The 21,986-nt window shown below is 46.0% G+C and carries 22 protein-coding genes and 1 pseudogene; 8 read left to right on the top strand and 15 right to left on the bottom strand.

Features of this window, described 5'->3' with window-relative positions; translation table 11 throughout:
* Nucleotides 1–4 precede the first annotated feature (4 nt).
* Together ACFVU8_RS01125 and ACFVU8_RS01120 are read right to left on the bottom strand one after the other, a co-directional pair.
* Nucleotides 5–997, bottom strand: coding sequence for an ADP-ribosylglycohydrolase family protein (locus ACFVU8_RS01125; protein ID WP_387425561.1), 993 nt, complete (start codon nucleotides 995–997; stop codon nucleotides 5–7).
* A gap of 85 nt (nucleotides 998–1,082) precedes the next feature.
* Nucleotides 1,083–1,784 carry a GntR family transcriptional regulator gene (locus ACFVU8_RS01120; RefSeq protein ID WP_387425560.1) on the bottom strand — a complete coding sequence of 234 codons (702 nt, stop codon included), beginning with the start codon at nucleotides 1,782–1,784 and terminating at the stop codon, nucleotides 1,083–1,085.
* A 361-nt stretch (nucleotides 1,785–2,145) separates the two neighbouring features.
* Between ACFVU8_RS01120 and ACFVU8_RS01115 the strand changes: the two genes are divergently transcribed.
* Complete coding sequence (locus ACFVU8_RS01115; protein ID WP_387427155.1) at nucleotides 2,146–2,874, top strand: response regulator; 729 nt, start codon at nucleotides 2,146–2,148, stop codon at nucleotides 2,872–2,874.
* Nucleotides 2,871–4,622 carry a HAMP domain-containing sensor histidine kinase gene (locus ACFVU8_RS01110; protein WP_387425558.1) on the top strand — a complete coding sequence of 584 codons (1,752 nt, stop codon included), beginning with the start codon at nucleotides 2,871–2,873 and terminating at the stop codon, nucleotides 4,620–4,622. Before ACFVU8_RS01115 ends, ACFVU8_RS01110 begins: the two co-directional genes overlap by 4 nt.
* Before the next feature lie 61 nt (nucleotides 4,623–4,683).
* Here ACFVU8_RS01110 and ACFVU8_RS01105 read toward each other — a convergent pair whose 3' ends face one another.
* From ACFVU8_RS01105 to ACFVU8_RS01095, 3 genes are all read right to left on the bottom strand, one after another.
* Entirely contained in the window at nucleotides 4,684–5,046 is a 363-nt protein-coding gene (locus tag ACFVU8_RS01105) for a DUF4180 domain-containing protein (RefSeq protein WP_387425557.1), read from the bottom strand.
* Nucleotides 5,043–5,615: a PadR family transcriptional regulator gene (locus ACFVU8_RS01100; RefSeq protein WP_246317197.1), complete on the bottom strand. Its 573-nt coding sequence runs from the start codon at nucleotides 5,613–5,615 to the stop codon at nucleotides 5,043–5,045. The genes ACFVU8_RS01105 and ACFVU8_RS01100 overlap by 4 nt, the downstream gene beginning before the upstream one ends.
* Before the next feature lie 132 nt (nucleotides 5,616–5,747).
* Nucleotides 5,748–7,133: a GNAT family N-acetyltransferase gene (locus ACFVU8_RS01095; protein ID WP_387425556.1), complete on the bottom strand. Its 1,386-nt coding sequence runs from the start codon at nucleotides 7,131–7,133 to the stop codon at nucleotides 5,748–5,750.
* Nucleotides 7,134–7,438: 305 nt separating this feature from the next.
* Between ACFVU8_RS01095 and ACFVU8_RS01090 the strand changes: the two genes are divergently transcribed.
* The 4 genes from ACFVU8_RS01090 to ACFVU8_RS01075 all read left to right on the top strand — a co-directional run bounded on the left by ACFVU8_RS01090 (nucleotide 7,439) and on the right by ACFVU8_RS01075 (nucleotide 11,415).
* The gene (locus tag ACFVU8_RS01090) at nucleotides 7,439–8,902 is read left to right on the top strand and encodes a spore germination protein (protein ID WP_387425555.1); all 1,464 of its coding nucleotides are present in this window, start codon (nucleotides 7,439–7,441) and stop codon (nucleotides 8,900–8,902) included.
* Nucleotides 8,903–8,975: 73 nt separating this feature from the next.
* Nucleotides 8,976–10,178, top strand: a complete 1,203-nt coding sequence (locus ACFVU8_RS01085) for a Ger(x)C family spore germination protein (RefSeq protein ID WP_387425554.1) — start codon at nucleotides 8,976–8,978, stop codon at nucleotides 10,176–10,178.
* A 23-nt stretch (nucleotides 10,179–10,201) separates the two neighbouring features.
* Nucleotides 10,202–11,296: a GerAB/ArcD/ProY family transporter gene (locus tag ACFVU8_RS01080; protein WP_387425553.1), complete on the top strand. Its 1,095-nt coding sequence runs from the start codon at nucleotides 10,202–10,204 to the stop codon at nucleotides 11,294–11,296.
* Complete coding sequence (locus ACFVU8_RS01075) at nucleotides 11,293–11,415, top strand: hypothetical protein (RefSeq protein WP_379464547.1); 123 nt, start codon at nucleotides 11,293–11,295, stop codon at nucleotides 11,413–11,415. Before ACFVU8_RS01080 ends, ACFVU8_RS01075 begins: the two co-directional genes overlap by 4 nt.
* A 459-nt stretch (nucleotides 11,416–11,874) precedes the next feature.
* Here the strand turns inward: ACFVU8_RS01075 and ACFVU8_RS01070 are convergent, their stop codons facing one another.
* From ACFVU8_RS01070 to ACFVU8_RS01050, 5 genes and pseudogenes are all read right to left on the bottom strand, one after another.
* Complete coding sequence (locus ACFVU8_RS01070; protein ID WP_387425552.1) at nucleotides 11,875–12,498, bottom strand: hypothetical protein; 624 nt, start codon at nucleotides 12,496–12,498, stop codon at nucleotides 11,875–11,877.
* Between the two features lie 207 nt (nucleotides 12,499–12,705).
* Nucleotides 12,706–13,110 (bottom strand): MerR family transcriptional regulator, encoded by a 405-nt coding sequence (locus ACFVU8_RS01065; RefSeq protein WP_387425551.1) that lies wholly within the window; start codon nucleotides 13,108–13,110, stop codon nucleotides 12,706–12,708.
* A gap of 161 nt (nucleotides 13,111–13,271) precedes the next feature.
* On the bottom strand, nucleotides 13,272–14,285 hold the full coding sequence (locus ACFVU8_RS01060) for an aldo/keto reductase (protein ID WP_387425550.1): 1,014 nt from the start codon (nucleotides 14,283–14,285) through the stop codon (nucleotides 13,272–13,274).
* 155 nt (nucleotides 14,286–14,440) lie between these two features.
* A complete protein-coding gene (locus tag ACFVU8_RS01055; protein ID WP_387425549.1) occupies nucleotides 14,441–15,148 on the bottom strand; it encodes a DNA alkylation repair protein in 708 nt (235 codons plus the stop codon).
* Nucleotides 15,149–15,190: 42 nt separating this feature from the next.
* Nucleotides 15,191–15,436, bottom strand: a pseudogene (locus ACFVU8_RS01050) (VOC family protein); the annotation flags it as partial.
* Nucleotides 15,437–15,999: 563 nt separating this feature from the next.
* Between ACFVU8_RS01050 and ACFVU8_RS01045 the strand changes: the two are divergent.
* Entirely contained in the window at nucleotides 16,000–16,266 is a 267-nt protein-coding gene (locus tag ACFVU8_RS01045) for a hypothetical protein (protein WP_387425548.1), read from the top strand.
* Between the two features lie 150 nt (nucleotides 16,267–16,416).
* Here ACFVU8_RS01045 and ACFVU8_RS01040 read toward each other — a convergent pair whose 3' ends face one another.
* A complete protein-coding gene (locus ACFVU8_RS01040) occupies nucleotides 16,417–17,139 on the bottom strand; it encodes a RibD family protein (protein ID WP_387425547.1) in 723 nt (240 codons plus the stop codon).
* 197 nt (nucleotides 17,140–17,336) lie between these two features.
* On the opposite strand from ACFVU8_RS01040, the gene ACFVU8_RS01035 reads away from it, so the two are divergent.
* Nucleotides 17,337–17,894 (top strand): TetR/AcrR family transcriptional regulator, encoded by a 558-nt coding sequence (locus ACFVU8_RS01035; RefSeq protein WP_387425546.1) that lies wholly within the window; start codon nucleotides 17,337–17,339, stop codon nucleotides 17,892–17,894.
* Between the two features lie 95 nt (nucleotides 17,895–17,989).
* Here the strand turns inward: ACFVU8_RS01035 and ACFVU8_RS01030 are convergent, their stop codons facing one another.
* The 4 genes from ACFVU8_RS01030 to ACFVU8_RS01015 form a co-directional block, all read right to left on the bottom strand.
* On the bottom strand, nucleotides 17,990–18,907 hold the full coding sequence (locus ACFVU8_RS01030) for a poly(ethylene terephthalate) hydrolase family protein (protein ID WP_387425545.1): 918 nt from the start codon (nucleotides 18,905–18,907) through the stop codon (nucleotides 17,990–17,992).
* A gap of 95 nt (nucleotides 18,908–19,002) precedes the next feature.
* Nucleotides 19,003–19,533 (bottom strand): pyrophosphohydrolase domain-containing protein, encoded by a 531-nt coding sequence (locus ACFVU8_RS01025; RefSeq protein WP_379464555.1) that lies wholly within the window; start codon nucleotides 19,531–19,533, stop codon nucleotides 19,003–19,005.
* Nucleotides 19,534–19,706: 173 nt separating this feature from the next.
* Nucleotides 19,707–20,999, bottom strand: a complete 1,293-nt coding sequence (hcp, locus tag ACFVU8_RS01020; RefSeq protein ID WP_387425544.1) for a hydroxylamine reductase — start codon at nucleotides 20,997–20,999, stop codon at nucleotides 19,707–19,709.
* A 212-nt stretch (nucleotides 21,000–21,211) separates the two neighbouring features.
* Entirely contained in the window at nucleotides 21,212–21,964 is a 753-nt protein-coding gene (locus ACFVU8_RS01015) for an SDR family NAD(P)-dependent oxidoreductase (protein ID WP_387425543.1), read from the bottom strand.
* Nucleotides 21,965–21,986: the final 22 nt, after the last annotated feature.

The following is a 21,986-nucleotide window of genomic DNA, read 5'->3' as shown; positions in this document are numbered from 1 at the left end:
TGAATTAATGCTGTGTTCTGAACGCAAGAATATGATCGGCATACTGACTGAGATTCACACCATTGGCCTCGTCGATCAATGCTCTCCATGAGGGATCAATGGCATCTGCTCCCGATTTGGCACCACAGATGGCAGTTGCCATCGCACCGATGGTATCTGTGTCACCGCCCAAATTTGCACACAATAGGCTGCATCGTTGCGGTTCCTTGGCGTAATACGCAATAGCAAGCGCTGCTGGAACTGATTCGCTGGTGATTACGCCGCTGCCGATGACATCGTAAATGACCTGCAGGAATCTTTCGTCCTGACCTTCGTACTTCTCCGCGTATTCCAGTGCGAGCTTCAGCCGCGCAGGGAGCGATGCGCTGTACGTCTCTGCACCGTAATCCTTCGTTTCCAAGTAGGCCAATACCGCATGGGCCATAATATCCTCCCAGGACTTGTCGACTATGGCGGCTCCTACTGCTGCGGCAACCATTGCCGCTCCACCTACAGCTACATCCGTAGAATGCGTCACCTTGCTGATGTCGTACACGAATTTGGATAACTTCTGAACCTCTGCTGGCAAGAATAGTCCTCCGACAGGAGCAATCCGCATCGCGGCTCCATTCGTTTCGGCTTTGGAAGTGAATTCCGTCGCATCCTTACCTGCCTTTAGGGCGAGCAGCGCAGCCTTGGAGCTTGGCCCAAGAATGTTGTTCTCAAAAGCATTCAGCCTATCGGCCCATTCCAGCAAGTGCCGGCCAATCACAGCCGTCTCCGGGACGAAATCGCTTTCAATAAGAGCATCCAGGATTAGCAAAGCCTGTGAGGTGTCATCCGTAAATTGACCACGGGTAAAGTTGCATGCCACATCATTTTCCTTAGGGCCATCCAGAAAATCGGTTATGGTTCCAAAATACGCCTTCACCTTGTTTCTGCCCCACAGCTCCGATGGCATCCCCATCGCATCACCAATAGCCATCCCGTATAATGCACCTAGAATTTTGTTCTTCATAAAATCTGTCTCCTATCTTTAAATTTATACACATACGGTTGTACGTATGAGTCGATCTTAAAATAAAGCCGAGATCACTCGGCGATTAAATATGGGTAACCACTTTGAACTCGACACTCGGCCCGTAGATAACCTCTACCTTTTCCACTTCGATTCCCTTCTCATCCAATACGCTTCCCTTGGTCATGATCAACGGGAAATCCCCCTCATATTCAAACAGCTGTCTTGTTCGCTTGCTGCTGTTAATGGGATGAATGGCCAGCGCTGCATTCTGCGGGTAAATACTGTAGCGTTGATTCATAATCTGGTACAGGGACTGCTCGGAGAAATCATATTGATCGATATCCGGAAATAGAGCCAACGGAACATAGGAAGTGTCCAAGGTCAGCCACTTAATACTGCTCTCCCTGCGCGTCCCGCGGAGCCGAACCAAATGCATGTAAGAGCTGCCTTCCAGGCTGATAATCTCCTGCTTCAGCACACGCGAGACGGGAATTTCATTCTTCTTCCGCGCTGATTCGGTAAACCCGCTGAAGTTCCAGATATTATGCTTCATCTCCCGCAGGCACACCATCGTGCCCTTGCCATGCATCTTCACCAGAAGGGCTTCATCGACGAGACCGTCAATTGCCTTACGGATCGTGGTCCTTGTGACCTGATACAGCTTCATCATTTCCGTCTCAGAAGGAATCATCCCCCCTTCTTTGAACTTCCCATTGATGATATCGCTGCGGATAATGTTCTGCAGTTGGATGTACAGTGGGACACTGTCATGCTTGTTAAGCATATCTGCCTCCTTACACGCAATCACGGGATGGCCAGCCAGGCTGCACCGTCCATTCTGCTCAAGACTACTACTGCAGGTGATTTAGCGCTTTCATCTCGTGTTGTCCTGCTTGCCGTTCACTCATACGTATGAGTTGAGTTCAATATATCAGGTTCATTATCCTTTAGCAATAGCTTTCTGAAGTTTGGGACAAACTTCCATTAGTGTGACTGTGGAACACGCTCCTGAGCAGCCTGATAATTATTGCATCATCTCTGCTTTAGCTGTCCGATTAACGATCGTACTTACTTTTCCTCTACTGTTCAAGTTCTGTTAAAGTTAATATGGTACGATGAGAGTGGGTGAAGAATATATGACAATAATGAACGATATAAAAATAGTCATCGTAGACGATGAATCTTCAATTATCACTATGCTTCAAATGGTGCTGCGCAAGGAAGGGTTCCAGCACATCTATACTGCCGCTTCCTGCAGGGAAGCGCTGGAGGTCGCCCGGCGTGTCCGTCCTGAGATCGTACTGCTCGACATCATGCTCCCTGACGGCAGCGGGCTGGATATTTGCTCGCGTATTCGAGAATACGGCAATCCTCATATCCTTTTTCTAACGGCAAGAGCTTCAGATCTGGATGTACTGACCGGCTTTGCCATGGGCGGGGATGATTATATCACCAAGCCTTTCAATCCTCTGGAGATCGTGGCCCGGATTAAAGCTCGTTTGCGCCGTCAGGATGCCGAGAATTCATCGGTGATGCTTATTCCCCCCCGCTCTGAAGCTGTGAAGTACGAGTTCGGACATTTCGTCGTCAACGAAGCAGAAGGCGAGCTGCTGGTAGACGGACAATCCGTCTCCTGCCCGGCGCAGGTATTCCAGTTGCTTCTCCATTTCTGCAAGCATCCGGGGATCGTCTTTACGCGCACCCAGCTCTATGAAGCGGTATGGGGGATTGACGGATTGGGGGATGACTCCACAGTACCCGTGCATATCCGGCGGATCCGGGAGCGGATCGAGCAAGACCCTGGAAACCCCAAATATTTACTGACCATCCGCGGTCTCGGTTATAAGCTGGCAAAGGGGCCGCAGGAGTTATGAAAATCAGACGGCGTATTGCCTTCCATCTTACCTATCAGTTTATTTTATATGCCCTGCTTATACAGGCCATTGGTCTGTTCTTGCTCTTTATGTTTCTGCAAAAAACCATTGACGATGACTTACGCCGCAATTTTCCAAACGGGGCCTTGACCAGCATCACAACAGAAGTCTCAATGCGTAACGGGGAGATCAAGGTCCCCTCACACTGGATTAATCTGCTCAAAGAGCGGAGGATGTGGCTGCAGATTATCAATAAGGAAGGGAATGTGATCTATGACATTAACTCGGCCATTGTCCCATCGCTTCCCTCCTCCTACTCTGTGGCCCAATTGTTAAACATACAGGAATCAGGCAAGTACGAAGATTACTCGGTGCATTCTCAAATGGATTTTAATCTTTCACAGACCCAGCTTTTTCTCCTTGGTTATAAAAATCCTGACCTGGATCTGCTCATCAATCTGTTCAACAGCTATCAGAACAATGGGCTGGTTAGTAGCTCCAAGCTCTCCGAACTATCCACTCAGTTGATGGAAAGCGGAAGGTATTTGCAAATCACTGACGAAGCCGGGACAACCGTTCAGAGTGCCGGGAAGAGCAGCGCTTTTTATCCAAACAAGGCTACGCTGGAAATTCTGGAAATGCAGCAGGCTCCAGCCAATACGGATAGGAATATTGCACTCTACCGGGATCCGCACACAGCAAAAACCTGGATGTTATACTCACCAAATGCGGTGGAGAACATCCCTAAGCAGCCTGTCGTCCAGAGTCTTGTCCGCGCGATCTACTGGCTGGCTATATTCATCTTTGTCTTCTCATTGGCCGTCTCTGTCTGGCACGGCTACCGCTATGGTCAGCCACTGATCCTCTTCGTCAGTTGGTTCCAACGATTGAGCCAAGGGCATTATGATCAAGTGCTGACGGAGAAGGACAGGCGCAAAGTCTTCAAGCGAAACGGTAAATTGAAAATCAGCTACAAGTTATACAGCGAGGTTATTCAGACGTTCTACCATATGGCTGAACAAATGGCACACACGGAGAAAGAACGCAAACGACTGGAGAACGCGCAGGAAGAATGGATGTCCGGCATATCACACGACCTGCGCACACCACTGGCTACTATTCAGGGGTATGGCTACATGCTGGCGAACCAGCCTGGACAATGGGATCAGGAGGAGCTTCAAGTCATGGGCACGATGATCCGCGAAAAAGGCGACTATATGCTTGAGCTGATCACCGACTTCTCACTCATTAATCAGCTCAAGCATGGGGCTTCGCTCATGAAAGTCCACAAGCTGGACCTGGAAGAGCTGGTACGCCGTGCTGTCCTGAAATATGTGAATGATGCAACGATGTCAGACTGTGATTTTACATATGAAGGCACAGATCAGGCCTTATATGTTCAGGCAGATGACAATTGGCTGCAGCGGCTGATGGACAACCTGTTATCCAATGCGGTGAAGCATAATCCGCCTGGTATTACGGTTAACGTCACCGTAGGTATAATGAATAAAGACCCTTACATCAAGGTAGCGGACAATGGAACCGGAATGGATGAAATCACTCAGCAAAATCTGTTCAAACGCTATTACCGGGGTACCAATACAGAAGAATCCACTGCAGGCTCGGGGATCGGGATGAGCATTGCCAAGGCAATTGTCGATGCGCATGGTGGTGAAATCAAGGTACGCTCAACATTAGGCCAAGGGACAGAAATCCTTATCCTGCTGCCTCAGAAGCATAACTTATGAAAAAAAGAATCTTCAGCCCTGCGACTTTACGCGGGCTTGAAGATTCTTTTTTATGTCCATACTAAGCTTGCTGGAGAAGCCATTGCTCGGCCTCATCGGTATTGTCAAATATTCTGAATTGGTTTCCTTTATTCAATTCGGAAGCGAGTTCCTTGAATCTGCCTTCTGTAATCATTTCATCCAAAATCAACGCAGTTTTCACATGATAATTAATGAGCTTCTGCATCATTCCGCCGGCCAGCCCTGTTCTGAGGTTGAAGAAATCTGCAGATAACACTGCATTGTGTAGCATCAGCAGTTTGGTGTCATGCTCTGAGCATAAGCCAATGAGGTCCAATGCATCCTGTTCTCTGCTCAGCGGCGTATCGGCGGACAGGACTGATACATAGGCCACATTGTTGTTGCTGATCACTTGGTAATTCATTCTGTTCTCTCCTTTGCTTGTTCGTATTCTGAAGCCTGTTCTGTCAAACCTTGGCGTAATTGCTGCACCCACTGCAGCTCCTGCTCATAGGAGGCGATGATATTCTTATCAATCATTTTCCAGATATACGTTTCACGGGATGTGCGATTAGGGGAAAAGAGTCCTCTACGCATCTTCTCCTGCTCCAGACTGATCTGCAGAATGAGCTCCTGCTCATATCCTGACAGTAGCTCTTCCAGCTCTGCAGGACTTAACTGATCGGCCCACGCCAATTGAGTCAGGAACCCTTTCTTGATTTCCGGCAGCTCCGGTGGTGAGAGCACCCAGCTTTTCAATTCAGCCCTGCCCTTTTCAGTAATCGTATAAATCTTCTTCGAAGGTGAGCTTTCTTGATGCTGCACTTCATTCGTAACGAGTTCTTCTCCAAGAAGTTGCACCAGTGTCTTGTAAATTTGATTGTTGTTGCCTGACCAATACATCGCCGAGGAGTCCTCGATAATTTTTTTCAGGTCATATCCAGTGGATGGCTTCCAGCTCAGGATGCCCAAAATCGCCAGTTTGATTGACATTACAATTCACCCTTTACCAAATAACTTATGTTAATAGTATCATATGTTATTAGTTATACACAAGGGCAGAAAAAAACCTCCTTTGCTGAGGATGAGATTGTCCAATCATCCACTACAAAAGAGGAGTCCTCACTAGCTATGTATGAATTCCTTCTCCAAGATCGCATAAAAATACTGGTCGACCCAGCGTCCCTGCCAATTCAACTCTTCCTTAAAAACCCCTTCCCTAACCATCCCGCTTCGCTCCATCAGCGCGGCTGATCGCTCATTATGACTATTGCACATTCCTACTACCTTATGGGCTTTCAACTGTTCAAAAGCGAATTGCAGCAGTAATCGTACGGCCTCAATCCCGTATCCATTCCCACTGTATTCCGGAAGCAGAGCATAACCAAGCTCCCAACTGCTGCGGAAACCAACATAACTCCAGAGCTTTATAATCCCAATTGGTGTTCTCTCAGGATCAGTCGCTCTGCGAATCACAAAATCATAATGATCCTTATTCCCGGCATCTTGAATCCTGCTCCGATACTTCTCGCGTACTTCCGCCTTGTTCTCTTCTACACTCTCTTCGTAATACCACAAATTTTTGTTGCATAATGTACTGCTCATAAAGTCCAAATCATCAACGGCTAGACTCGACAGTAGTACCTGTTCTCCGTGAATTTCCATGAACTCAGATTCCTCTTTACTTGGGGCAAGATTGTACCAGAATATAGGGTAGCTAAAATCTAAAGACAAACCCGCACCTTCAGCGAGCCGAATCGAGCCCATGTTATCACGAGAGCAATCCCAATAGGGTTGGAAATTACACCGACAGCATTCCTTAACAAAAGCCCTGACTGCCCCAGCAGCATAATACTGTCCCCGGAACTCTTCCACAGTCTCTACATCCGCCGCATGGGTACTCCCGGCTACGAAACCAGAAAAACACACACTGGCCACCTTCTCGTTACACTCCGCAATATATCCAATGCCATGCTGCAAAAACTCCTCTATGGAGTTCCAGTAGTGAAGAATCTTGTGCTCCAGAAAAGCATAATTCTTATACCTTCCGGGTCTTAATGTCTCCTTGTCCATTCTGGTGATGATTAACGGTGATGATAATACAGCTTCCAGTGCCGGAGGTACATTATCCTCTATGAGCCCGAACACATGCTGAATATCATGGGAGAGATGGCGCGGATGAAAGATCGCCCGGATCGTCTCCCCCCACTCTCTGTTCTCCGGCACAATCTCTACCCCATGAATATTTTGTTTTACCAGTTCAGGCTCAAGATAGGTTCTCATGTAAGAATCAAGGCCCTGTAAAAAACCTTGGCTTCGCGGATTTCCGACAATCTGAAAATCTGACTGGCCCTGAATCCAGATTAAAGCCGCTTCGGGTTCATCAGGATGATCGATGTATACCCGTCCAGGGTTGATACCTTCGGCAACAGCCCTTACCTCTATGTTGTTGCAGGGGTCCGTCAGATGTTTTATTTTATAGAATTCTTGAGTTCTTAACTCTGTAATCATTATAAATTCCTCCAACAGTTATCTTTATTTAGTATAACGACAGGTGGCAATTTATGGATTGTAAAGAATGAGTTAAAAAAAATTCGCCATATTTTAGCTAAAATACATCGACCCGTTACTGCTATTCATTGAGTATTATGGCGCCTTTTTATCCAAGAATATAATTCCATGAAAATTGCGCATAATAGCATAGAACTATCAAGTCAGACCCATCTAAGGATGTAAATATGCTCAAATGGCTCTTAAGAGATCGTAAATCACACAAAAAGCTGCCAACCCCACAGTTGTCCAGGGGGAATTCCCCGATGGGCTCTACACTAAGCGGTAATTTCGAAGCCGACTTGGCGTTCTTCAGAGAGAACTTTGACCGTTCAAGCGACATCGTATTCAAAGAACTGCTGGTCTGCGATGGTTACCGCGGCATTATTATTTTCATAGACGGATTAGTGGATGTATCTCTTGTGGACATGCACATCATTACTCCCTTGCTGCACGGTCGCAGCCAATTGGAACTCAAGCTGAATGAACAAGTCAAGCATCACAATGTCCAAGCGATTTTGCAAAAAAGCATTGTATCTGCCTGCCAGAGCAAGCTAGAGAGTGAGATGCGTATCATCGCATCTGCCATAACGAACGGTGACACCATACTCATTCTGGAGGGTTCTTCCGAAGCTCTGATCTTCGATATGAAAGAGCGTGAAGCACGAGCGGTCGAAGAAGCGGCCTCTGAGCCTACTATTCGTGGACCCCGGGAGGGTTTTACCGAAAAGCTACGTACCAATACGAGTCTTCTGCGCACCAGGCTTAAGACGAATAAACTCAAAATGGAGCCACTGACCATTGGCGATGTGTCCAATACAGACATTGTCCTAGTGTATCTGGACGGAGTCGCAAAGACAGAGCTATTGGATGAAGTGCGCACACGGCTTGGCCGCATAAAAATCGATGCGATTCTGGAGAGCGGATATATTGAAGAATTGATCGAGGATAATACCTATTCGCCGTTTCCCCAAGTCCTTAGTACAGAACGCCCGGACCGGGTCGCTGCAGCTCTGCTAGAAGGTAAAGTCGGTTTACTGATTGACAATACGCCGTTCGCTTTGGTGTTGCCTATCACTTTTCTGGGACTGATGCAGTCGCCGGAGGATTACTATCAGCGGTACATGATATCGACAGCCACCCGGTGGCTACGATACTGGCTGGCGTTCATCGCCCTGACCTTTCCCTCTCTTTATATTGCTGTAACAACCTTTCATCAGGAAATGGTGCCGACCAACCTGCTGCTTAGTATTGCATCCTCACGAGAAGCGGTCCCCTTTCCGGCCATTATCGAAGCGCTTCTCATGGAGATTACCTTTGAAGGATTACGGGAAGCAGGTATCCGAATGCCCCGCCCTGTTGGACAGGCCGTAAGTATCGTAGGTGCATTAGTCATTGGACAAGCCGCTGTGCAGGCGGGCATTGTCTCGGCGATCCTCGTGATTATTGTATCGTTCACGGGAATTGCCTCCTTTATTTTCCCTTCTTATAGCCTGGGGATCGCTGCACGGTTGCTGCGCTTTCCGTTAATGTTCCTGGCCGGAACTCTGGGGCTGTACGGAATTCTCCTGGGGCTGCTGGTCATATGCATCCATCTGCTTAGGCTCCGCTCCTTTGGCGTACCTTATCTTTCGCCCGTAGCTCCCCTATCCTTGAATAATCTTAAGGATACACTCTTCCGGGTACCTTGGAGGAATCTCATTCATCGCCGCAAAGGAATTGGCGAATAAGAACAAGACCATGCACTCTGTTCTGATGCCATTCATAAGCTTCGTTCCAACAATAAGATGAGGGGTGAGAAAAATGCAGGTGAAACCAGTGATCCTGTCAATGATATTCTTCCTGATTCTCCCTCTGTTGACGGGCTGTTGGAGCAAAGTGGAAGTAAATGATGTCGCTATCGTTACTGCCGTCGGTCTCGACAAGACGGATAAAGGAAAAATCCAGCTCTCGCTGGAACTCGCCGTCCCCCGATTGTTAGGTGTGACCAACCAATCCGGAGGCGAAAAGCTGGAGGCCAAAGCAGGCTGGATCCTGTCCGCAGAAGGGGAGACCATTCTGGAGGCCTACAGGTACATTCAGCAGAAAGTACAGCGGAAGATTGTTTTTTACCACAGTAAGGTCATTGTTATCGGTGAGAAGCTGGCGCGCAGCGGCGTACTGCCAGTCCTGGATTTCTTTGAACGGTACAAGCAATCGCAAATCAAGAGCCATATTCTGTTTGCCAAGGGCAAAGCGGTAGATATCTTGGAGTATAATCCAGTATTCGAAAAGCTGTCCTCTGAAATCATGCGCGAAGAAGCGAAATCCAAAAAGAATGTAAGCGTCCGTCTCCTGCAATTTATGGACATGTTGGTGTCGCCGGGAAATACGCCCATGGCAGCCCGTGTACAGCTAATCCCCGCTCAGACAGATAAAAATAGCGGCGAGTCTGATCCAGGCATATCCAAGATTAGCAGTCTATCCGTCAGAGGTGCGGCTGTGTTCCACAAGGATCAGCTGATCGGCTGGCTGAATGAGACAGAGACCAGAGGAGCCATGTGGCTGAAGAACCGGATGAAGGATGCGGTAACAACTGCCGAAGTTCCGGTGGAAAAAGGCGGCGGCCGAATCAGCGCACAAGTGCATACAGCGAGCACGAAATACCATACACTTGCAGGCACTAAAGGAATTAGGATAACGGTAGATCCCTACGCGGAGATTTCTATCTTTGAGAACACTTCTAAGCTGGACATGAGTAGTCCCAAAGATCTGGAGTATGTCAGAACTTTGGTTACGGAAGATGTTAAGGCCAGAATTGAATTGGTCTGCCGTGAGGCACAACTAAGTTATAAAAAAGATATTCTAGGGTTCGGGCATATCATCTACCGCCAGCACCCCAAGCAATGGAACAAGAGCTATGCCAAGGAATGGGAGAAGCTTTTTTCTGAAGTACCGATAAACATTACTCCACACATTACAATAACGCAGGTAGGGTTAACCAATAAATCCATAGAGCTTGAGTAAGCGGCTGAAAGGGAGGAATCAGGATGGTCAGGGTATCGGGTTATCAGCTCTTTGCGACTACGGTGTTGTTTCAGCTTGGAACGACAGTGATCTTCGGGTTCGCCTCTCCCGCCGGGCGTGATGCCTGGATTGCGATGCTGCTCTCAGCCTTCATTGGAATGTTCATGATCCTGGGCTACACCGCTCTTATGAACATGATGCCGGGCTTATCCTTGGTTGAATGGTTCCCCAAGCAATTTGGCCCTTGGCTGGGCATCCCCATTGCCTGGTTCTATCCATTGCTGTTTATTTATGACGCAGGACGGGGAATCAGCGATCTAAAGGAGCTTGTCCCGCTCACCCTGCTGCCAGGTACGCCTACATGGGTCATCCTTGGCTCCATGATGCTCGTAATTATGTATTTTCTATCCAGTGGAGTCGAAGTTATCTTTAGGTTCGCGGGGCTGCTTTTCCCGATTATATTCTTTCTCTTCGTTGCGGAGATCCTTCTACTACTGGGTTCCAGAAATGTGCATTTCGACAATCTTCAGCCCCTCTTGGGCGAAGGCTGGGGGCGAGTCTGGAAGGCCGTCTGGCCCTTTGGCATTCTGCAGACCTTCGGCGAAACCATCGAATTCGCGATGTTGTGGTCCTTTCTGAGAAAACCGGGGCAATTGGCCGGAATAAATATCATTGCCGTGCTGGTCACCGGCGTTACTATCGCCGTGTTTGATATGTTAGCGATTATGGTGCTGGGCGAAGGCGTCTTCCAACGCAATATCTATCCTCTGCTGGTGTTGTTGAGGCAACTAAGTATCAGTGATTTTCTGGATAACCTCGATGCTCTAGGCGTGATGTACTTTATGACGACTATCTTTTTAAAAATATCCCTTCATCTGATAACTGCTGTTCTGGCTATCCAGAAGCTTACCTCCGCCAAATCACTACGTCTGCCGATTCTTATCGTCACCATGACCACACTATGGATTGGCAGCAATATGGCACGGAATGTGACTGACCACATCTTCGTGGGGACCCGGATCCTTCCTTACAACTTATGGATTCCCCTCTTTATCGTGATTCCAGCTATTCTCTTGATGGTGGCCTGGATTCGCAAGAAAGCAGGGACAGCATTATGAGTGGATACCTGTGGCCTTGGCAGTCTCATGTGTTCATCCTGCATCCTTGGGCAATCTCTATCATGTTCATCGTGTTATCGCTGCTGTTGTCGATGATTAGTTGGTTCAAGAAGAAGTAGAGGGTCCGCTGATCCTGCTGCTAGTCATAAAGCGAAGATGAGCGAAAGGGAAATTTGGAATTGTAGGCGCAAAGCGCTCACCTTAAAGCTTTCCATAGGAAGGCTAGCACCGTAAACATAAACTGTCGGCAGATTTCAACCACTAGAAGCGTTAAATCCCCCTTCACCAGTCGTCTTAACAGTGAACAAGAGGGCAACCTCCCAACTAACAGCATTTTTGTACCTTATTTTTCTTCAATATAGCCAAATGAGGGAAATAAAGTCATTATTGTATCTTATTTTTCGAAAAAGCACACTGGATGGGGTATTATGGAAGAATTAAGGTACAATATTGCACTTAATCTTGGCTAACCCTTAGCTCCAGACGATTTAAGGTACAAAAATGCCGTTAATTACAATTCAATACTTCTTATAAAAGCTCTTTTTTTCTTGGCTATGTTTTTTAAACACATGGTAAAATCAGCTCAATTTCTTAATCAGCTTCTCGACTCGTTTCCGCTTTGTGTCTTTTTCAATGTCGTCAAGTCGTGAGATCAGCGTCTTTATGAATACGGCTTTGTTGTTATCGTTAATGATGGACATTGCATTCTCCGCATACATTGGGAGTTGATTTGTCGGGCATTTCTTAAGCTGTTCAATAAGTAAGCTGAATGCATGATCAGCATATTGTCCGACAGAACAAAGCTTAATCAGAATGTTTACTGCATGATCTTTGGTGATCACCGATCCTCTGTCAGCAATTCCAACAATTTTTGCAAGTGATAAATAAATGGTTTCCGGGTTTTCTAGAGTTATCATATCTAGTGCTGTCATAGCCCCCCAGACAAGTCGATTGTTCCTATGATCAAGTAATGTTACGAACTCTTTGCTGTATTCAACAATTAAAGACGGTTTTATAACTCCGATTTCATAGAGAACTTTAATACAATCGCTTTGAATATTCTTATCTCTGTTATGCAAATTATCAACGAGTTCTTTCACAGCTTCCTTATCCTCCCGGTCGGCAATATATTTCGCCAGCTCCTGATTAGGACCTTCGTCTTTACGGTCGAGTGAGGTTGCTAATTTGTCGATTATAGTCATCTGTTTTTCTCCTTTAGAGTTTAGGGATCTCACTTTATTGAGCTGAACAATACTCTAATAAGTTTCATAGACAAGATGGTCATTTATGTCAAGATTTTCATTAAAAATTACGTAAATACAGAGCTGCTGCCGGGGTATTTATAAAGCCCGATTAAATGTGCATTATGGCTGAGCTTATCTATGTTTGACTAATGAACATGAATTTCGCTAGACATCTATACTTTTGTTGAGACGTACCAGTTCGTCCAAATCCCGATTGTTTTTTAACCTATTAAAGTTATCCAGTTTGAATTGAATTTTTCTCAGCGTCTCGTGCCTTTCTTCAATCTGCGACTCAATATTTTGTTTATGGTCCTCCAGCATGACATAACAGCTCTCTAAGTTTTGTTCGTCTACCAGATTCATATACCGTTGAATTTCCTTGAGAGGCATTTCGGTGCGTTTCAGACAGTTAATAAAAATTAACCGCTCCAGAGCGTGCCCATCGAATTCAAGTTGGCCGTTGTCCTTACGTTTTGTCCGTGAGATCAGCCCTATTTTTTCGTAATAACGTATGGTGTCATAACTGAATCCTGTCTTCTTGGAAACTTCAGAAATTGTAAACGTCGGCATCTTTTTAACCATCCTCTTTATGAATGACATTTCTAGTGCGCGAATATGACAGTATACCCTGTAAATTAAATGTATATAAAAAGAGCTGCATCTCCGCGGTTTGTCTTATCTGACAATAGAGATACAGCTCTTTTAACATCCAACCGCAGGTTGTCTACAAATTATCGGCGACGCAAGCTCTTATTGGCAAGGGCCGGATGATCAGCAGCATAGTTATCTGCCGGATTGACATCTGTACCTGGCGGGACGATCTCATCAATACGGTCAAGAATTTCTTCACTGAGTTCAATGCCTGCGCCATCCAAAAGACTGCCCAACTGCTCCATCTTTCGCGGCCCAATGATTACCGAGCTCACAGCCGAATGCGACCGGACGAACGCAAGAGCGAGATGCGGCAGTGAAATGCCCGTCTCCTCCGCGAGCGCAGTAAGTTTTCTTAGAGCCTCTACCTTAGGCTGGAGAGCCGGAATTGTCGTGTCATACATCGATGGTCTGCCCGCTGCCCGATGGCTGGCATTAGGATTGGAACGCCCTGACAGCCATCCCCCGTTCAGTGGACTATACGTGAGAACGCCTATTCCGTAACGCTGCGCGGTTGGCAGCACGGCACCTTCCAGCTTTCTAGTAAAGATGGAGTACATCGGCTGCTCCGTGAGAAAACGGTGATGTCCTCCACGCTGTGCCGCCCATTGTGACTCGACGATAGCTTCCGCAGGGAATGTTGAAGATCCAATCGCCCGTACTTTCCCCTCATGAATCAGGTCAGAGAGGGCTGACAGCGTCTCGCTAATATCCGTATTGTAGTCCGGGCGATGAATCTGGTACAAATCGATATAGTCTGTACCCAGTCGCCGAAGACTATCTTCAGCAGCCCGCTTAATCCATCTCGCTGATCCGCCTTGCTGATTAACATCCGCGCCCATTGGAAAACCAAATTTCGTCGCGAGGATGACGTTCTCCCGGCGGCCCTTGAGTGCCTTGGCAACGATTTCCTCCGACTCGCCCCTGGAATAGACATCGGCCGTATCAATAACGTTAATGCCCTCATCCAATGCCTTATGAATGATGCGTATAGAATCATCATGATCGGTATTTCCCATCGCACCGAACATCATTGTACCGAGTGTCATTTCGCTAACGGATATGCCTGTTGCTCCCAGAATCCGATATTTCATTGTTGTATCCTCCCTTATATCTTGTCCTTGCTGTTGTATCGTAATTCGTGGAGTTAACTCCATGTCAAGGGAATGATTCCAAAGAAACTACAAAGAAGACGCACAGGAGATTCCTGGCATCTTCTAATTGGTGTAGCTAGAGATTCATAAAGCACTTAACACCGTACATGCTTGCGTTTAAAACCAGTCTGCCCTTTGTCTACTGCGGTTTGAATGCGTTCAGAAGCGTTCAGAAATTTACTTTTTTTCTTATCAACGTCAACTTCAACCGGACCTACTGCTTTAGCAGTTTCAATCGCTTTATCATGGAGAGGCACATAGGACACCCCAACTGTGTAGATAAAGTTATTCATAGCGTATTTTGCGCGCTCGGGAGCATCATGGATCGTATTTTTCACAAGATCAAGCATGTTGGCAATTTTACTTTCAGAAAATTCAGCGTCTGGACGATTCCCCAAAAGCCAGCAATAGCAGCTCCAGCCCGCAGACATCCTCAGTTCATCGCCGCTTGCGATCCAAATGTCAGCTACTTCCTGAGCAATATCTGCCTCTGCCAACGTTACCGCCACCACAAAATCAGACAGCATATAAAAATAAGCGCCGTCGATCCAACGTTCAAAGTCTGCTACGGTCATCGCCTTGGGGTCGGCAATAATCCCGGCAAAATACATGGCGTCGTAGTTCCCGGTTGCATAAAGTTGCTCAGCCAATGCTTGATTTATTTTTGTTTTTCGGAAAATGGGCTTCATTTGGCCTGTAGCCACACCAAAAAGCGGTTCATGTGCGCCATTCGATTGGTAAATCTTCTTAGTTCGTTCCTTGCCAAGGTCTTCAAGCTCCTGCATTACCATTTCAAAATCCATCGTTTAACACTTCCTTTGGGTCTGTATCAAAGATAACGGCGCTCAATGGGACAATTCAGCGATTTCATGCACATTACCGAACGGATCAACAAATGCAGCATATTGCCCTTGAATAGTTTCATCATGTAAAAATTGAATCCCTTTCCCCTTCATTTCCTTAAAAGTATGCTCCACAGATTCGACCTCGAACACCAAAACCGTTCTAGCCTCGTTGGAATAATCTCCAATTTCTTTCGTCTTCTCACACTTAAAAGCTACCAGCTGACAACCATCAAGGGCAAAATATTGCCCTCTTTCTTTTACTATATTAACATGGAAGGACCGCAGAAACTTTTATTAAAAATATGCCTTCTAAGTTACTGTGCCAATCTCCCCGTTCCCTACTGGCCTATCCAAATTGCTATTAATAATAGCCCTATTGAGATTAAAGTTAAACTCCTTGTCGAGATCTTATTCAATTTTTTATTATTCTCTGATTTATACCAGCCTTTAAATTGAAAATAATTTCGGTATAACACTAAAAATAAAATCATATTCCCCAATGTCATACTCCAATGATAAAGCGGCTGGCCAAATATCCCTTGATATATGACCTTTTCCAATCCACCTAAAACCAGCAGCGTCAAAGCAAGTAAAATACATAACCGGAGTAATTCAAATATAAAGGATACTAATTTAAGCATTTGATTTTCCGTCCTTTCATGTCGATAAGGATCAAAATAAGTATCATCTACACTAACAATTTTTTCAAGCTTCCGGTAATTTCAATTTTTTGGTAGAATTAAATGGTCTCTGATAGCCCCAACAATGAAGGTTCGACACGAGTGAAGCCTCAATAATGGGAGGGTACAATGGTTTTATTAAAACAAAGTCCTGATAAAGAAAAGGTTAAAGAGCAATACAATCAACTATGGGAAAGTCTTCTTAATATAGATGAAAAACATGCTACAAAAATTATAAACAAAGCAAATGAAGGTGTACTACCAAAAAAAGAAAGATTGAAAATAATAGCGCACCCACTCAAAACACATTTAATTTGGATTGTTCCACTTAGCGCTTTAGCGGTAGCGATACTCATATATGTAATATTTATATGGGTTGCCTTGTTTGTTGAATAGTCTGTTTTCCGTTCCCAAATTGCTACTCAAGACAATCTCCGCTTCCTTGCCAACAAAAGCGCGCTTGGCCTCTGCATCATCCATCAGTTGTATAATCTAACGCAAAAAATCCACTTAAGTCTCTCCTTAAGTGGATTCTTGCTATGAATTTTATCTATTAATTGTGTAATTCAAATATATGCCGTTAGACTCTAATTTGCGAACTTCTCTTAATGTAAATCGTGCCGCTGGTTGTTTCACCAGAGAATCTGGTTTGGCAAATAATGCTTGTGTACTTGTATCCCCATCGGCTGTTGGAGTAATTAATAAGCTTAATTCATCAACGAGTCCCTCATTTAGAAAAGTACCGTTCAGATAAGCTCCGCCGTCCAACATCATTTCCTGGACACCTAATAAGGTATTAATCTTTCTTAATACTTCATACAAATCCAGTTGATCTTTACCGCCAAAAATATAAGAAATCCCTAAATCGCGTAAATATGTTAAGTATTCATCTGCTACATCCTCAGTGATTACCACTACAATATGTGATTCCACTTTTAACTGAAACGATGTCGGTATTGTGTTTTGAGTCCATCTTAATTTTCCTTTAGGATCTACTGCAATTACATATCTTTCAGCATGAGCATCAGCAATGAAATCTGTCCTTGGTACTGCTAAAGTGATACCTCCCTTAAATTCCACCTTTTCTCCAAAGGCAAAATTCCCTTCCATAGTCACCCTGCCGCACATCCAGGCCTTAGGATTATAGCTTTCCTGGATTTCTACATATTTCAAATACAAAGTTTGTGCCTCTTCTGTGTTCATATAATCCCCGTCTATTTTCCCGTCCAAGGATGTCATCATGTGGCAAATAACATGAGGTCTATTCATATTTTTCTCTCCTTATCATTACTGTTTTTATAATAGAATAAGTATCTTTCACAAAAATCAATTTCGATCCTTGTGTGTATTAATACTCTCCTGTATATTTAATTTAAAATAGAATGATGGACAAAACAATTACCACATTCACTGATTCATGTAGTAATACTCATTTATTCTAAACTGTGTATGAAACGGAGTTTGATATGGAAGAAAAAATAGATCGGAGAACCAAAAAGTCCAGAAAAGCAATTCAATCCACTTTTTTGACACTTCTACTTCATGATGGATTTGATAGTATTACTGTGAAGACTCTTACTGAAAAAGCTGATATCAGCAGAAAAACCTTCTACTTGCACTTTACTGATAAAAATGACTTATTAGATGCGATCGTTCAAGAACAAATCAGAGAACTCAAATCTACTTGCGCCGAAAGCAAAGCAACTGATTTTATAGAAAGTACAATCGTTTGGTTTCATTACTTTGAACAAAAGAAAGATTTTTTCTATGCCTTATTTAAAAGTGAAAGCACTGTCTCTTTTAGAAAACAACTTCTCAATTGTCTTATGGAACAAATCGGTGGAGAAATTCCTATTGGAGATATCACGCAAGATCGGGACCTTAAGATTCGTTTTCTGAGCACAGCCGTTATAGGTATTGTGGAATCCTTCGTTATGGATGAAATCAATTCTGACTGTGAACATATAGCCAGACAAGTCGGGAAATTACTAGAAGAGAATCTGCCTTTTCTTTCGAATCACTAGCGTTGCAATAACAAAAAACGGAGATACCTATGTCATGTCAGACTAGGTCTCTCCGTTCTTATATTCCGTAATTCTGTTTTCCATACCCAGTTGAATCATTTCTGCATATTAGCTGAAGTGACATCTTTCCAATTGCTATTCGTCACAATCTCCGCATCTTTACCTATAAAAGCGCGTTTGGCCTCTGCATCATCCATCAGTTGGTATCTCATCCAGGCTGTCAGGTATCCTCTGTGCTGTCCGCCATCCTGTTCAATCGCTGTATGTGCAGCCCCTTTAGCCATCGCCATCATTACCGGAAGGGTCGGCTTAGCTTTGCTGATCTCCAGCTTGTTGGAGGAGGCCGGTGAGATGATAAAATCGCGGGTACCGCTCAGCACCAAAAATGGCACTTTCAGCGCAGACGTATCATAGACATCCTTTGGATCGCAAAATTCAAGCTTCGGAAGCGCGATGGATACGACGGTTTTGATCACACTTCCACGCTTATAATTCGTATGAGCATTAATTACGCCGGTAGAGCCTTGGGAATGACCTGCCGCACCTATTCGATCAGGCTGAACCCTGTGATAGAACTGACTTTTGGGGTCATTGTTCGCAGCCAGCATATACTCAATCGAGGCCAGGATTTCTTTCCCTGTTCCAGTCGTTGTACTATAGCTGTCGATGACGATAAATCCCCAGCCTGCAAGGTGGCGGAACAGCGCATCATATTGTTTGGGCAGTGCTCCCGTTCCGTTGCCCCATGCAATCAGTGGATGTCTGACATCCTTGGACTCCGGGTAGTAGACTTTGTACAGCTTTTCTCCCTTACTCCCCGTGACCTCCGCCGTTTGGACTGAATACTTTCCGGGTAACGCATATTTTTCCTCGATACTCCCCGTTTTGTAAGCAGCAGATACAGAGTTCACCAGTAGAAAAGATACTGTAGAGAAAGCAATAATCACAATCAGAAAAATACCGGCTATCCATTGAAACCAACGATTTCTGAGCACACGTTTGATTTGTGGCATACAACACCCTCTCCCACTAAAATATACATGGTTGTATTATTGGGAACTAAGCATACTATGCGGTTGTTAACACAATGTTACATGCAATCCGCTCTCTACTCGAACCGTTTTCCACCCAGCTCAATTTGACGGTTGATTTCGGCCTGGATTTTAGGTTCTGGTGCGTGGTCGCGCTCCCAGTTATCTGGTTTAATGACCTTTCCGACTTCATTGTAATGCGGTTTGCCGTCCGGGAAAATTTTGCCCATATTAGCAGCGTGGACGATGTTAAAGATCGGTTCGGGCTCCACGCCCGCTTCTACGAATCCGCCATTGGCGAAGTATAAAATATCCGTGAACGCATCCATCTGCCCGATCAACTGGTCGTCAGGATAGGATTTCTGCAGTTGCTTGCGATAAGACTCAGCGGCCCGGGTCATAAGATCCTCGTAAAAGGCGGCAAAGCGCTCGTCATTACCGGCAGTAGCATGCAGCAGCTCGATTACCTCTTCCATAATAAAAGAAGCACGGTTAACCGCAAGCTTGTCCGATAGTTTTTCCGGTGCCTCAGGGGCCGGGCAGTTAAAGCCAAGGTGAAACTCTCGTACTTGCTGGAATTGTGTTTTATTCTCTGTTTTCTCTGTCATGTGTTAATCTCGCTCCTCTGTCTCTTGAATCTTCTACTATTATAACGGCATCCCGCATGCTGGTCATGGAAATCATGAATTCTTTCGCAAAAAAAGAGCTGCCGCGCACCCTAAAGTGCGAAGCAACTCCTTAATCTGTGCTTAATTTGCCTAGCCGAACTGACGGAGTACGATTACGATAGCGCCAGCATAGTGTTCATATCTGCCTCGGCCGTTGTGATCAGCTTCAGCCCAAACATTTCAACAAGCACGTCCAGCACACCCTCTGAGATGAATTCAGGCGGCTTCGGCCCGATGCGGATATCCTGTATGCCTAGACTGAACAGTCCAAGCAGAATGGCTACGGCCTTTTGCTCAAACCAGGACAGTACGATACTGACCGGAAGCTCGTTCACGGTACAGCCGAAGGCATCGGCGAGGGCCAGTGCGATTTTTACAGTGGAGCCCGAATTATTGCATTGCCCAAGATCGATATAACGCGGAATTCCCGTGTTCCCTACAGTCCCGTAATCTACATCGTTAAAGCGGAACTTGCCACAGGAAGTGGTTAGAATAACTGTATCATTCGGCAGAGAGGTAGCCAGCTCACGGTAATATTCTCCCCCTTTGCCTGGTGCATCACAACCTGCAATCACGAAGAAGCGGCGGATATGACCGTCCTTGACTGCCTGAATAATTTCAGGTGCAAGCCCCAGCACTGTCTCATGATGATACCCTGTGGTAAGCACAAGATCCGACTCTATGTCTGCCACAGGTAGCGACAGCGCACGCTCAATCAGCGGGGTGAAATCCTCCCCTATGATCTTCTCCACACCTTCCAGCCCTGCTACTTCATATGAGAAAAAGCGGTCTGCATACGTCCCTTTAATCGGCATCACACAGTTCGTAGTCGCAAGGATGGCGCCGGGAAACTTCTCGAACAATCGGCGCTGGTCATACCAGGCTTTACCGATATTTCCTTTTAGATGACTATATTTCTTCAGTGCCGGATAGCCGTGGGCAGGCAGCATTTCAGAGTGGGTATAGATGTTGATCCCCTTGCCCTCTGTTTGCCGCAGCAGCTCTTCGAGAGCATACAGGTTATGGCCTGTCACTACGATGCAATGGCCCTCAATCTTGTTCTGGCTCACTGTAATCGGCTGAGGGATGCCAAATCGATCCGTATGCGCCTGGTCCAGCACATCCATAATTCGTACCGCGGCATTACCAACCTTCATCGCCATTTCCAGATGCTCCTGCACATTAAAGTTGGAATTGGTCAGGGTCATATATAACGCTTCATGAGTGATGCGATCCACCTCAGGATCGGTATATCCCAGTTGTCTTGCATGTGTCGCGTAGGCAGCAATGCCTTTTAATGCAAAAATCATCGTGTCCTGCAGGCTCGCAATCGTCTCGTTCTTTCCACACACTCCAACTACGGTACATCCTCCGTCTGGCGTCTGTTCGCACTGATAACAAAACATATCGTTATCCTCCTTGATAGATAATCAATCGTCCGTTTCAGCGTAACAGAGCGCCAAGACTGAAGGTGTGATTACACACACAGGATAATTCAAGATTATTTGTACATTTTGGAGGCCTTATCTCGTTACTCCCCTTACCTTCTCCTAACTTCATGCTCACACTACAATTCGTTCTAGTGAATTCTAGCTTTGTGAGGTTTAGGCTTTACCAATTACCACGGAATCGTTCCAAATGTTGCGCTCGTGAACATCCCTGTCGGTCCGTCCGGGCCGAGTAGCGCAACGCGCACGATCTCAGACGCGCCATCCTCGACAGTCTGCGTACCCGCTCCATTGAGAGCCGTCTTGGTAAAGCCCGGGGAGACTGCGTTGACCTTGATTCCGGTCGACTCCAGCTCGATCGCCATAGCGAGCGTCATAGCGTTGAGAGCCGTCTTCGAAGCAGGGTAGCCAGGGCGGAAGTACGTACGGTAAGCATAGGATGGATCCGAGTTACTCGTCAGCGAGCCAACACCACTTGATACGTTGACTATGCTTGCATGCGGTGCCTCGCGCAGGAGCGGCAGCATCGCCTGGTAAACGGCAAGGACGCCGAACACGTTGGTTTCCCACACTGCCCGCACTTCATCTAGTGACACGTTACTCGCAAGCGTCAATTTAGCGTACTCCTGAACAGACATGGAGCCCTGTCTTGTGTTTGAGATCGCTGCGTTTTGGACGAGCACATCGAGACGGCCAAGCTCCTTGCGAATGCGCTCTGCTGCTGCGGTGATTGAGGCCTGATCTGTCACATCCAGTTGGAGTGCAATGGCGCCTGGCCCAATTTCCTTGGCTGCAGCCTCTCCTCGCTCGAAATTACGCGATCCGACCAGTACAGTGAGGCCGTTTGCCACAAGATCCTTTGCGACCTGAAGACCGATCCCTTGATTTGCCCCGGTAACCAAGGCGACACGTTTGTTATGCATTGTAATACCTTCCTTTCATGCA

This window comes from Paenibacillus sp. NPDC058177 (assembly GCF_042883835.1).
Lineage (GTDB): Bacteria > Bacillota > Bacilli > Paenibacillales > Paenibacillaceae > Paenibacillus_AQ > Paenibacillus_AQ agri.
This window is presented reverse-complemented; position numbering and strand designations above follow the sequence as displayed.